This is a genomic window from Frankia sp. QA3 (assembly GCF_000262465.1).
Lineage (GTDB): Bacteria > Actinomycetota > Actinomycetes > Frankiales > Frankiaceae > Frankia.
Genome location: NZ_CM001489.1, coordinates 3,345,873 through 3,358,327, shown reverse-complemented (window position 1 = coordinate 3,358,327; position 12,455 = coordinate 3,345,873). Strand labels below are relative to the sequence as shown.

The 12,455-nt window shown below is 74.6% G+C and carries 8 protein-coding genes; 6 read left to right on the top strand and 2 right to left on the bottom strand.

Annotated features, from left to right (window positions below):
* The first annotated feature begins 177 nt into the window (after positions 1-177).
* The 3 genes from hemG (at position 178) to FRAQA3DRAFT_RS13825 (ending at position 4,971) form a co-directional block, all read left to right on the top strand.
* A complete protein-coding gene (gene hemG / locus FRAQA3DRAFT_RS13835; protein ID WP_035920971.1) occupies positions 178-1,593 on the top strand; it encodes a protoporphyrinogen oxidase in 1,416 nt (471 codons plus the stop codon).
* A 51-nt stretch (positions 1,594-1,644) separates the two neighbouring features.
* Positions 1,645-2,340 (top strand): hydrogen peroxide-dependent heme synthase, encoded by a 696-nt coding sequence (gene hemQ / locus FRAQA3DRAFT_RS13830; RefSeq protein ID WP_009739654.1) that lies wholly within the window; start codon positions 1,645-1,647, stop codon positions 2,338-2,340.
* 969 nt (positions 2,341-3,309) lie between these two features.
* Positions 3,310-4,971 (top strand): sugar transferase, encoded by a 1,662-nt coding sequence (locus tag FRAQA3DRAFT_RS13825; protein WP_009739653.1) that lies wholly within the window; start codon positions 3,310-3,312, stop codon positions 4,969-4,971.
* A 113-nt stretch (positions 4,972-5,084) separates the two neighbouring features.
* Here the strand turns inward: FRAQA3DRAFT_RS13825 and cysC are convergent, their stop codons facing one another.
* Complete coding sequence (gene cysC / locus FRAQA3DRAFT_RS13820; RefSeq protein WP_009739652.1) at positions 5,085-6,923, bottom strand: adenylyl-sulfate kinase; 1,839 nt, start codon at positions 6,921-6,923, stop codon at positions 5,085-5,087.
* A gap of 35 nt (positions 6,924-6,958) precedes the next feature.
* Here cysC and FRAQA3DRAFT_RS13815 point away from each other — a divergent pair, with 35 nt between their 5' ends.
* From FRAQA3DRAFT_RS13815 to FRAQA3DRAFT_RS13805, 3 genes are all read left to right on the top strand, one after another.
* Complete coding sequence (locus tag FRAQA3DRAFT_RS13815; RefSeq protein ID WP_009739651.1) at positions 6,959-7,768, top strand: 3'(2'),5'-bisphosphate nucleotidase CysQ; 810 nt, start codon at positions 6,959-6,961, stop codon at positions 7,766-7,768.
* Positions 7,769-7,969: 201 nt separating this feature from the next.
* Positions 7,970-8,884 (top strand): sulfate adenylyltransferase subunit CysD, encoded by a 915-nt coding sequence (cysD, locus tag FRAQA3DRAFT_RS13810; RefSeq protein WP_009739650.1) that lies wholly within the window; start codon positions 7,970-7,972, stop codon positions 8,882-8,884.
* Positions 8,884-10,128 carry a sulfate adenylyltransferase subunit 1 gene (locus tag FRAQA3DRAFT_RS13805; protein ID WP_009739649.1) on the top strand — a complete coding sequence of 415 codons (1,245 nt, stop codon included), beginning with the start codon at positions 8,884-8,886 and terminating at the stop codon, positions 10,126-10,128. The genes cysD and FRAQA3DRAFT_RS13805 overlap by 1 nt, the downstream gene beginning before the upstream one ends.
* A 133-nt stretch (positions 10,129-10,261) precedes the next feature.
* Here FRAQA3DRAFT_RS13805 and FRAQA3DRAFT_RS13800 read toward each other — a convergent pair.
* On the bottom strand, positions 10,262-12,455 hold a 2,194-nt coding region (locus FRAQA3DRAFT_RS13800; protein ID WP_009739648.1), incomplete at its 5' end, for a hypothetical protein.

Genomic DNA, 12,455 nt, shown 5'->3' with positions numbered 1-12,455 from the left:
GCCGCCGGCCGAGCGCCGGTTACCGATCCACCACCATCGGGGCCCAGTCCACCATGGGGGCCCGGTCCACCACCGCACCGCGATCCGCCGCCGGGGCGCGGCCCACCTCCGGGCGGGCGCGACGCGATGGTGAATCCTGGTGGGACGGCACCACTCATCGTGAAGGGCGGCAGGAACGTGCGGGTTGTCATCGTCGGTGGGGGAGTCGCCGGGCTCGCCGCGGCCCATGCCCTGTCCGGCCACGCCGAGGTGACCGTCCTGGAGGCGGGGGAGCGCGTCGGCGGCAAGCTGCGCACCACCCCGATCGAGGGGATGAACGTCGAGGAGGGCGCCGAGTCCTTCCTCGCCCGCGTCCCGGACGGTCTGCGGCTGGCCAGGCAGATCGGCCTCGGCCACGACATCGTGCATCCGGCGACGACCTCGGCGTCGCTGTGGATCCGGGGCCGGCTGCGGCCGATCCCGCCGAACACCATGCTCGGCGTGCCCACCGACGCGCTCGGCCTGGTCCGCTCCGGGGTGCTGTCGCCCTGGGGGCTGCTGCGGGCCGCAGCCGACCTGGCCCTGCCGCGCACGCGCTTCCCCGACGACCCGACCGTGGGCGGTTTCGTCGGCGCCCGGGTCGGGCGCGAGGTCGTCGACCTGCTGGTCGATCCGCTGCTCGGCGGGGTGTATGCCGGGCGGGCCGACGCGCTGTCGCTGCGGGCGACCGTGCCGCAGCTCGTCCCGATCCTGACCGAGGACCGGTCGTTGCTGCTCGGCGCCCACCGGGTGCGAGCCCGCACCGCACCGGCGGCCTCCGCGCCGACGACGCCGCTGTTCGCCAGCCTGCGCGCCGGCCTGGGGTCGTTCGCGGCGCGGCTGGCCGAGCGGTCCGGCGCGACCGTGCGCACCGGCGTGCTGGTGCGGGCCGTGGAACGCAGCGCGCAGGGCTGGCGGGTCGTATGCGCCCGGGTCGGCGGCGGGGAGGCACCCGAGCCGCTGGCGGCCGACGCGGTGATCCTCGCCGTGCCCGCCGGGGTGGCGCGGGCGCTGCTGAGCCCGCTGGCCCCGCACGCGGCCGCCCCGCTCGCCGGTGTCCCCTACGCCTCGGTCGGTCTGGTTACGCTGGTCTACCGGGACATCACCCCCCCACCGGGCAGCGGGTTCCTGGTGCCGGCGCGGGCGGGTACGTCGGTGAAGGCGGCCACCTTCCTGACCACGAAGTGGCCGCACGTCGGCGCCGGCCGGCTCACGGTCGTGCGGGCCAGCATCGGCCGCGCCGGCGCCGAGCACGACCTGCAGCGCGGCGACACCGAGCTCGCCGGCGTGGCGGCGGCGGAGATCGCCCAGATCGCGGGGCTGTCGGGGCGCCCCATCGCGACCCGGGTGAGCCGGTGGGGCGGGGGGCTGCCGCAGTACCTTCCGGGCCATCTGAACCGGATCGGCAGCGTGCGCCGGGCGCTGCCGCCGGGCCTCGCGCTCGCCGGCGCCGGCTACGACGGCATCGGCATCCCGGCCTGCATCCGGTCCGGGGAGGCCGCCGCCGCCGCGGTGCTGCGCGCCGCCCGGACGGCGCAGGGCAGTCCGGCCGATCCGGTGGGTCCGGGGGTCTGAGGAACAACCCGGCCGGCCGGTCCGGTCGGCCGGGGTGAGGAGGAGACGGGTATGCCGGAGTCCACGAAGTCCGTTCAGGAGCTCAACGCCGAGCTTCTCTACACCGGGTGGTCGGTCTTCGCCGCCGACCGCCCGCTGCCCGCCGATCGGACTCCTCTGATCGACGAGGCCGACGCCCTGCTCGAGGGGGCCCTGGCGAAGGACGTCTACACCCGCGGAACGTACGAGATCTCGGGCTACCGGGCCGACGCGGACCTGATGGTCTGGTGGACCAGCCCGGATCCCGACCTGCTGCAGGAGACCTACCAGCGGTTCCGCCAGACGGCGCTGGGCGGCCATCTGCGTCCCGTGTGGTCGGCGGTCGGGCTGCACCGCCCGGCGGAGTTCAACCGCAACCACATCCCGGCCTTCGTCCGCCGAGAGGACCCGCGCGGGTACATCTGCGTCTATCCGTTCAACCGGTCCCTGGAGTGGTACCTGCTGCCGGACTACGAGCGGCGCGGGCTGCTCGCCGAGCACGGGATCATGGGTCGAGAGTTCGAGGACGTCCGGGCCAACACGGTCGCCGCGTTCGGCCTGGGCGACTACGAGTGGCTGCTCGCGTTCGAGGCCGACCAGCTGCACCGCATCGTCGACTGCATCCGCCATCTGCGGGGGAGCGCCACCCGTCGGCACACCCGGCTGGAGACCCCGTTCTACAGCGGCGCCCGCAAGTCCCTGGCCGACATCGTCGCCGCCCTGCCCTGACCGGTAGCGGACGCGCGTCGCCGCCGGCATGGCCCGGCGCGCGCCCGCCGCGCGACTGAATACCAGCAGCCGGCGCCTGCCTGGGCGCCCCCACCCGTCCGGCAGGCGCCGACCGTCCCGTACCGTGCCCTCCGGCGTCGCGCAGGCGCGAGCCGGACCGCACAGTTTTCACCCCGACGGCGCCCGTACGGGCCGGGCAGCCGACGGCTCCCCGGCCGGAGCCGAAGAGCCATTACGTAAAGTAGCAGTCCAGCCGCCGCTTGTATACGCAGCGTGCGGCCGGCGTGTGCTGTCCGGCATATGGGTATCCACGATTGAACGCGGGAATTTCGCTACGCCGGGTTACCAGCAGTCGACGCCATCTCTGCTACCTTGAGTCGCCACAAACGGACGGATGACGCCGCCGCAACAGCCGGCGGTCACGGCGCCGGGCCGCACCTGCTTCACCGGGCCCCTGGTAGATCGGCCGAGGAGAGCCGGTAACGTTGCCCGCGACCAGGCGTGCCGGCCGCGTCGGTGTCCGGTGGTCCGGATCGCTCCGGTGTGTGGTGGCGCACCCCAGTGGAATCCGGGCACTGCGCGAGCAGCCGGCCCGCCGTCCGTGGTGGCCCACAGTCAGTGGCGGGGGAAGATCGCTGGAGGTCCGGTCGATGCATCACCGATGGTTGAGCTCGCGACCGTCCGAACAAGGCGTACCCCGAGCCGCGGCAGGATGCGCTCGACCCGGACCACACCCGAGATCCGAGGCGTTGTGGCGAGCGCGCCATGGCCGGCGATCGGCGCAGTACGGGGCATCTTCATGACCGGCACTATCCGAACAGGGCGGACGACCCGTACAGTTCGGGCGATCCGTGCATTTCGGTTGATCCGTACGGTCCGGTCGATCGAAACGGTGTGGGCGACGACGCGGCGCCCAGGGCCGGCCAGGCGGCGTCATCCCGCGGGTCACGTTCCTGGGGAGGGCCACGAGTGACGGAGACGATGTCGGGGGACGCCCGCGCCTCCGCAGGGTCGAACTTCGTCCCGCGGTCCCGGCCCGGCCCGGCCCCGTACCCGCCGCAGACCCAGCCCGGAACGTCCGGGCCCGCGGGCCCGTCGGGCGGGCAGCCCGGCTGGACCGGGACCGGGGGCCGCCACAGCGTCGCCCGGGCGCACTCGGTCGCGGCACTCGAAACCGTGGCCTACCGCGCGCAGGTCACCTGGGAGCGCCGCTACGTGCGGCTGCTGATCCTGTTCGACGCGGCGGCCTGCGTGGTCGCCGCGGGGCTTGCGTTCTTCGTGCGGTTCGGCGACATCGTCGACTTCGACACCGAGCCGGTGTCGGTCAAGCCGTACATCCTCATCACGGTGCTGCTGCCGCTGGCGTGGGTGCTCGCCATGTCGCTGAACCGGGCCTACGAGACCAGGTTCCTCGGCGGCGGGTCGGAGGAGTTCCGACGGGTGGTCAACGCCGCGGCCAGGTTCACGGCCACGCTCGCCATCGTCTCCTACGCGACCAAGGCGGAGATCGCCCGCAGTTACGTCCTCATCGCGTTCCCGGCGGCGACCCTGCTCTCGGTGGCCGGCCGGGTCATCGGGCGCGGCATCCTGCATCGGATGCGCCGCGCCGGGCGCTGCCTGCACCGGGTCCTCGTGGTCGGCGCCGGCGAGTCGGCCGCCACCCTGGTCCGCCTCGCTCAGCGTGACCCGACCTCGGGCTGGTCCGTGGTCGGCGTCGTGCTCGACCGCTCACCCGGCCGGCACAGCCACGACCGCCCCGAGATCAGCGGGTTCGACCTGCTGGGTGTGCCGATCGTGGGCACCTCGGAGACCCTGCACACCGCCATCACCGCCACCCACGCCACCACCGTCGCGATCTGCCCGCAGATGGACGGGGAGACCCTGCGCCGGGTGCTGTGGACGCTGGAGGGCAGTGACGTCGACGTGCTGGTCTCCTCGGCGCTGACCGACGTGACCGGCCCGCGCATCTCGATCCGCCCGGTGGCCGGGCTGCCCCTGCTGCACATCGAGGAGCCGGAGCTCAGCGGGACCCGCCGGGTCATGAAGGGCGTGTTCGACCGCTGCGTCGCCGGCACGGTGATCCTGCTGTTCCTGCCGGTCCTGCTCGGCCTCGGGATCGCGGTCCGGCTGACCAGCCGCGGCCCGGCGCTGTTCAAGCAGACCCGGGTCGGCCGGGGTGGCGAGCACTTCACGATGTTCAAGTTCCGCTCCATGTACGTGGACGCGGAGGCGCGCAAGGCGGAGCTGGAGTCGCGCAACGAGCGCGCCGAGGGCCTGCTGTTCAAGATGCGCGACGACCCCCGGGTCACCCGCGTCGGGAAGTTCCTGCGCAAGTGGTCCCTCGATGAGCTGCCGCAGCTGATCAATGTGCTCAACGGCAGCATGTCACTGGTCGGGCCACGCCCGCCGCTGCCCTCGGAGGTCGCCCGTTACGAGGACGACGTGCACCGCCGGCTGATGGTGAAGCCCGGCCTGACCGGCCTGTGGCAGATCAGCGGCCGCTCGGACCTGGAGTGGGACGAGTCGGTCCGCCTCGACCTGCGCTACGTGGAGAACTGGTCGCTGGCGATGGACTTCGTCATCCTCTGGCGGACCGTCTTCGCCGTCCTGCGCCGCGAAGGCGCCTACTGACCCTCGCCGACCCCGCCCCGTGCCCGCCCCGTGCCCGCCCCGGGGCGCGGCTTCCTTGCCTTTCCGCAGCCCAACGTGTCCGTTTCGTCCTGCAGAAAGGCAAGGCTGACCGGCTACGCGGGGGCGAGCCAGCCGGCGACGCGCAGGTGATCGAGGACGCGGTCGACGGCCTCGTCACCGGACAGCTGCGCGGTGTTCACCGTGACATCGGCGTCGGCGGGTTCCTCGTACGGGTCCGACACGCCGGTGAACGCGGGGATGACGCCGGCCCGGGCCTTGGCGTACAGGCCCTTGCGGTCGCGCGCCTCGCAGACCTCGAGCGGCGTCGAGACGTGGACCAGGACGAAGCCACCGCCGGCCGCGTGGACCATCTCGCGGACCTGCGCGCGCACCTCGGCGTAGGGGGCGATCGGCGCGCAGACCGCGGTGCCGCCCGCCCCGGCCACCGCGGCGGCGACGAACCCGATGCGGCGCACGTTGATGTCCCGGTCGGCGCGGGAGAAGCCCAGACCCTGGGACAGATGGGTGCGCACGACGTCCCCGTCGAGCAGGGTGATCCGCCGCCCGCCCTGCTCGAGCAGCCGGCAGACCAGCAGCCCGGCCAGGGTCGACTTCCCGGAGCCGGACAGCCCCGTGAAGAAGATGGTCAGCCCGCGCTGGGACCGCGGGGGGATCGCCCGGGCGAGCTCCGCGGCCACCGCGGGCGGGGTCAGCTCGGCGGGGATCGGACCCCCGGCGTCGAGCAGTGAGGCCAGCTCCTGGCGGCCGGGTGCGCCGATGGCCGGGCCGATCAGGCTGCCGGACAGGCCGTAGCTGCTGGCCAGGTGCGCCCGCTGGGCGGTGAGCCGGGCCAGGCCGTCGGTGTCCCCGTTCGTCGGCGGCTCGCCGCCCGCCGCGCCGCCGTCCGGCTCGAGTGGAATGCCCGCCGGTGACAGGCCCGCCGGTTCGACGCCGGCCGGTCCGGGGGCCAGCGGATGGCGCGCGCCGCCGGCGGGTGGCAGGACCGTCGCGCTCATCCCGGGCTCCCGGGGGGTGGCCAGCAGCGGCGAGGGGATGGCCGGGACGAGGACCAGCAGGCTGCGGTGGCGCGGCGGGTGGTCGCCGACACCCGGGCGGCGGTAGGGGTCGGGCGCCGGCTCATGCCAGCGGCCGGCGCCGCCCGCCGCGATCGCGTCGGAGGCCACCGACTCGGAGGCCAGGGTCGCCTCGCTCGGGCGCAGCGGCGCGTCGACGGCGTCGAGCGCGGCCTGCAGGCAGCGGACCCGCAGGTGATGCCCGGCGTCCGCCGGGTCGGCGCCGCCCACCGGGGCGAGCACCACGCACCGCTTGCCCTGCCGGGTCAGGGCCCGGATGCGTCCCACGTCCGCGGTGTGCAGCAGGCCGTCGGCCCAGACCGCCCACACCGCCCCCGCTCCCACCTGCGGGCCGGTCCAACCCCGGGCGCGCAGCTCGGCGCGGAGCTGGTCCGGGGTCAGCCGCAGCGCGGGATGGTCCGGGTGGTGCGGCAGGCGCACCCCTTCCAGGGTGCCGACCAGGCGCACGGTGGACCCGGCCGGGGACGGGAGCGGCGTGCTCAGGTGCAGGGCGGCGATCATCACCCCCTCCGGGTCACGCAGGGCGACGGTCGCGCCCGCCGCCAGCGGCTCGGCATCGGCGGCCGGGACGGCGAGGGTCGGGACCGGCACGCCGGCCACCTCCTCCTGCGCCGGGTAGCCGGGGTTCGGGCCGAAGGCGCCGACGAGCAGCAGCTCCAGCTCGGCGAGCTGCAGCGGCGTCAGGGTGAGCGACGGCCAGCCGAGCGAGGCCGTCGTCAGCTCCGCGGCGCGGTCCGGCGTCACCAGCGAGAGCAGTGGATCGTCGGCGGCGGGTTCGCCTGCCGGGCCGGCGGCGCCCGCAGGGCCCGGCTTCGGGACGCGGTCGGGATCGGGATCCGGATGAGAGGTGGCACTCACACCCGCGACCGTAGCGGGTGACAGACTCCGTCCCGATGAACACCGACGACACCCGCCCGCCGGCCACCGTCCCCGTCGACATCGCGACCGACGAACTCGACGACGACGTTCTGGCCCGGCGACTGGCCACGGATGCCGGCAAACTGCTGCTCAGGATCCGGGAGGAGGTCGGGTTCGCCGAGCCCGCCACCCTGCGCGACGCCGGCGACGCGCGCTCCCATCAGCTCCTGGCCCGAGCTCTGGCCCGCCACCGCCCGCAGGACGCGGTGCTGTCCGAGGAGGGCGTCGACGACCCGGCCAGGCTGTCCGCCGAGCGGGTCTGGATCGTCGACCCGCTCGACGGCACCCGCGAGTTCGCCGAGCCCGGCCGGACGGACTGGGCGGTGCACGTCGCGCTGTGGCGCGCCGGCGAGCTCATCGCCGGGGCCGTCGCCCTGCCGGCGCTGAACGTGACGCTGTCGGCCGGCGGCGATCCGCCGGCCCGGCCGGCCGCGGCGCGCCCGCCGCGGATCGTCGCCAGCCGTACCCGGGCGCCCCGCATCGTCGGGGAGGTCGCCGAGGCCCTGGGCGCCAGCATCGTCCCGATGGGGTCGGCCGGCGCGAAGGCCGCCGCGGTCATCCGCGGCCAGGCGGAGATCTACCTGCATGCCGGCGGGCAGTACGAGTGGGACTCCGCGGCCCCGGTGGCGGTTGCGCGGGCGGCGGGGCTGCACACGAGCCGCCTCGACAGCACCCCGCTGCGGTACAACCAACCTGACCCGTTGCTGCCCGACCTGGTCATCTGCGATGCGGCCCTGGGCCCGGCGGTGCTCGCGGCGATTCAGGCGGCCGGTCCGCAGCGGTGAGACCACGCTCGGTGGTCGCCCGGTGCCGCAGGTGGTCCATGCGGGTGCCGGTCGCGACCGTCGGGTGTCCGTCGTGTTGCGCATGTGCTGCACTGAAGGAATTGGGTTGCAGGTGAGCCGGTTAACGTCGGCGAAACCGCCGGTGGGACGGCCGGGTCGGCTACTTTGGACTGATACATCGGCGAGACGAGGGGTTTTCGCGTGCCTGTCGCGGGTTACGAGCTCACCCACCTGCAGATGCTCGAGGCCGAGGCCATCCACATCTTCCGTGAGGTGGCGGCCGAGTTCGAGCGTCCCGCGCTGCTGTTCAGCGGCGGGAAGGACTCGATCGTCATGCTGCGGGTGGCCGAGAAGGCGTTCTGGCCCGCGAAGCTGCCCTTCCCGCTGCTGCACATCGACACCGGCCACAACTTCGACGAGGTCCTCGAGTTCCGGGACCGTCGCGCGGCCGAGCTCGGCGCCCGCCTGGTGGTCGGCTCCGTGCAGGCGGCGATCGACGCCGGTGAGCTCACCGAGGACACCCGGCCCGGAGCCTCCCGCAACCAGCTGCAGACGCCGGTGCTGCTCGACTCGATCACGGACAACCGGTTCGACGCGGTGTTCGGCGGCGCCCGCCGCGACGAGGAGAAGGCCCGGGCCAAGGAGCGGGTGTACTCCTTCCGCGACGAGTTCGGCCAGTGGGACCCCAAGAACCAGCGCCCCGAGCTGTGGTCGCTCTACAACGGCCGGCACCGCCCCGGCGAGCACATCCGGGTCTTCCCGCTGTCGAACTGGACCGAGCTGGACATCTGGCGCTACATCGCCCAGGAGCGCCTGGAGATCCCCTCGATCTACTACGCGCACAGCCGCGAGACCTTCGAGCGCGACGGCATGCTGCTCGCGGTCACCCCGCTGACGCAGCCGCGCGCCGGCGAGGCCGTGGTGCCGCGCCAGGTCCGCTACCGCACGGTCGGGGACATCACCTGCACCGGGGCGGTCGAGTCGACCGCGGCGACCGTCGACGAGGTCATCGCCGAGGTCGCGGCGACGCGGATCACCGAGCGGGGCGCGACCCGGGCCGACGACCGGGTCAGCGAGGCGGCGATGGAGGACCGGAAGCGGGAGGGGTACTTCTGATGGCCGAGCTGCTGCGCGTGGCGACCGCGGGGTCGGTCGACGACGGGAAGTCGACGTTGATCGGCCGGCTCCTCTACGACACGAAGTCGCTGTTCTCCGACCAGCTGGCCGCGGTCGAGCGGACCAGCCGAGAGCGCGGCGACGGCTACGTCGACCTCGCGCTGCTCACCGACGGCCTGCGGGCCGAGCGGGAGCAGGGCATCACCATCGACGTCGCCTACCGCTACTTCGCCACCCCGCGGCGGTCGTTCATCCTCGCGGACACCCCGGGGCACGTGCAGTACACCCGCAACATGGTCACCGGTGCCTCGACCGCCGACCTCGCGCTGCTGCTCGTGGACGCGCGCAAGGGCGTCGTCGAGCAGACCCGCCGGCACGCGTTCCTGGCCTCCCTGCTGCGGGTGCCCCATCTGGTGCTCTGCGTGAACAAGATGGACCTCGTCGACTTCGACCCGGAGGTCTTCGAGAAGATCAAGGAGGAGTTCCGGCACTTCGCCGCGAAGCTGGAGATCGTCGACGTCACCACGATCCCGGTGTCCGCGCTGACCGGGGACAACGTGGTGTCCCGTTCGCCGAGCACGCCCTGGTACGACGGCAGCTCGCTGCTGCACCACCTGGAGGAGCTGCACATCGCCTCCGACCGCAACCTGATCGACGTGCGGTTCCCGGTGCAGTGGGTGGTCCGGCCGCGCAGCGAGGAGCTGCACGACTACCGCGGCTACGCCGGGCAGGTCGCCGGCGGCGTGCTCAAGCCCGGCGACGACGTCATCGTGCTGCCGTCCGGGCTGACGTCGCGGGTCGCCGGGATCGACACCTACGACGGGCCGGTCGAGGAGGCGTTCCCCCCGATGTCGGTCACCGTCCGACTGGAGGACGACCTCGACGTCTCCCGCGGGGACCTGATCGCCCGGCCCAACAACCAGCCGACCGTCGGGCAGGACCTCAACCTCATGGTCTCCTGGATGGTCGACGCCCCCCTGCGCCGCCGGGCCCGGGTCGGGATCAAGCACACCACCCGGTCGGTGCGGGCGATGGTCACCGACATCTGCTACCGCGTCGACATCGACACGCTGCACCGCGACGAGACCGTCGAGACACTGGGCCTCAACGACATCGGCCGGATCGCGCTGCGGACGACCTCGCCGCTGTGCTACGACCCGTACCGCCGTAACCGCAACACGGGCAGCGTGCTGCTCATCGACGAGGCGAGCGGAGCCACCCTCGGCGCCGGGATGATCCTCTAGCGGCGTCCCGTCCATCCCGGCTGCGCGGGCCGTGGCGGCACCGGGCGGACCGCGCCCCGCGCAGCTGCACCTTCGCCCAGCTCGAGCGGCCGGTGCGCGTCGACCTGGCCGACGTGCTGGGCTGATCGGATCGTCATCCGCTCGGCCGTAGCGCCTCGTCCGGCGGGATCCGCGCCTCGCCGAGCGCGCCCGCCCCGGCCAGGACGGGCAGCCGGTCGTTGTTGGCGACCAGCGCCGGGCTCTCCAGCCAGGCGAGGTACGCGCCCCGTTGCGCCGGGGTCATCGCCGCGGCCGGTCGGGGATTGCCGGCGACGTCGAGGAAGTCTGTCGCCGGACCGGTGATGTATCCGTCCCCGCGCGGATCCCCGGTGTACACGCGGCGCAGCCCGTCGCTCCCGGTCACCGCGATCGGCCGCAGCGGGTCGCCGCCGCGGCGGGCCCAGAGCAGGCGGGCGCTCGCCTCGTAGGCGGCGGCCCATTGCGGGCCGACCCGCGCGGCCTCTCGCAGCCGGGCGAGGATCCACGCCGGCCGGGTGGTGGACACGTCGCGGTAGCGCTCCCGGACGAGGGCCTCGACCATGTCCACGGTGATCCCCACGCCGAGATGGAGAAACGTGGCGGCCGGGTTCGTCGGGTCGATCGACGTGGCCACCGTGCCGAGGAGGTCGAGGATCACCGCCTGCCGGCGACGGTGGGCGGACCCGGCGTCGGCATGCTCGCGCAGCACCGCGTCGGCGGCGTCGCCGAGGGCGCCGGTGAAGAACGCCTGCGCCCGGGCACCTCGCAGGTAGCCCAGTGCCCGCGGGCTCGACGGGTAGCCGCCGGCCCCGGCGTTCCAGCCCCGCGTGCGCCCCGCCACCCGCTCGTCGAGCCCGCTGGCGTAGGCCGCGGCGTCCCGACCCAGCAGCCCGGCGAGCGCCCCGCCGCGCAGGCATTCCCGCAGCAGCGCCCGCCACCCCGCGACCGGGACGTCCCGGACGGCTGCTGCCCCGGGTGGCGGGGAGACCGGCCCGGGAACGACGGCCGACACCGCGTCGTACATCTCCTCCTGGTAGGTCCGTAGCGCGGGGACGAAGGCGGCGTGCAGGTGCAGCGGCAGCGCCGGCCCGTCGGCGGCGCGCACGGCCCCGGCGAGGCGGGCGACGAAGTCCGCCGAGCCGCGCGGATCCGCCCGCCGCGCCGCCGGGCCGCCGGCCGCGGCCACCAGCCGGGACCAGGCCCGCCCGGTCGCGTCGTCGAGGCCGACCGCCACCGGAAGGTCCAAGTCTGCGACGGCGGCGCCACCCAGAACCGCCTCGACGTACCGCGCGGCGAACCGGGCCGCGAGCCCCGGTTCGGCGGCGATCGCGGCCAGCAACGCGACCCGGTAACCGCGGTCCGCCGTAGCGCTGCGCACCGCGCCCGCCATCTGACCGTGCGCCGGCGCCCCGAGGGCCGTCGGGCCGGACCCGGGGCCGAAGGCCAGTCGGCCCAGCCGGTCGAGCAGCGCGCCGTCGACGCGGTCGGCCCCCAGCAGGGGTGTCAGCAGCACGGTCTCGGCGTGGTCGTGGCGTCCTCGGGTGTTGAACCGGCCCAGCCAGGAGTCGTCGAGCGACCGGCCGCGGCTGTAGGCGGCGAACGTCCGGCCGAGGATCTCCTCGGCCTCCCGCCGGTCCACACCGGACGGGGGTGCCGCCCGGTTGACCATCGGCCCGCGGGCCCGTTGCGCCACCCTGGCGAGCAGGTGCGCGAGCCCGGCCGGACCGAGCGCGTCGTAGAAGCCGGCGACGAAGTCGGGGTCGCCGGCTCGCGCGCGCAGCCCGCCCAGCGCCTCGCGCAGTCTGGCCGTGGGCGTGCCGAGGCCCCCCGGCTCGTGGCCGCCCGGTGATCCCACCCGCCGCCCAGCTCGGGCACCGGTGGCGCCGGGCGGGCGCCCGGCCGACCCGATGGGATGGCCGGCCAGGCCCTCGACTCCCGACACGGCGCCGGGCAGCAGCGACCGGCCCGCAGCCTCACCCGCGGCGTGCGCTGCCGGTCCTCCGCCCGCGTCAGGAACGGCCTCGGTGTCGGGACTGGCCCGGGTGTCGAGGACGGCCCGGGTGCCGAGGACGGGCCGGGTGTCGAGGAGCGCCGCCGAACGGTGCACAGCCGGCGCGATGACGGCCGCCGCCGGCAGGAGTGATCGCCTCGCGTCGTCGGCACCCTCCGCCAGCGCGACCCGGCGGCGCAGCATCGCGGCGTCGGCATCGAGCTCGTCGCCGAGCCGGGCGAGCCGGGCCGCCCAGCCACCCGGCCCGCCGACCTGCGCCAGGGCGTGAGCAAGGGCCAGGGCGCCGGAGTGCAGGGCC

Bases quoted from the DNA above. Each gene is read 5' to 3' on its own strand.
- hemQ (WP_009739654.1), top strand. From the start codon at position 1,645: ATGCCGGAGTCCACGAAGTCCGTTCAGGAGCTCAACGCCGAGCTTCTC.
- FRAQA3DRAFT_RS13815 (WP_009739651.1), top strand. From the start codon at position 6,959: ATGAACACCGACGACACCCGCCCGCCGGCCACCGTCCCCGTCGACATC.
- FRAQA3DRAFT_RS13805 (WP_009739649.1), top strand. From the start codon at position 8,884: ATGGCCGAGCTGCTGCGCGTGGCGACCGCGGGGTCGGTCGACGACGGG.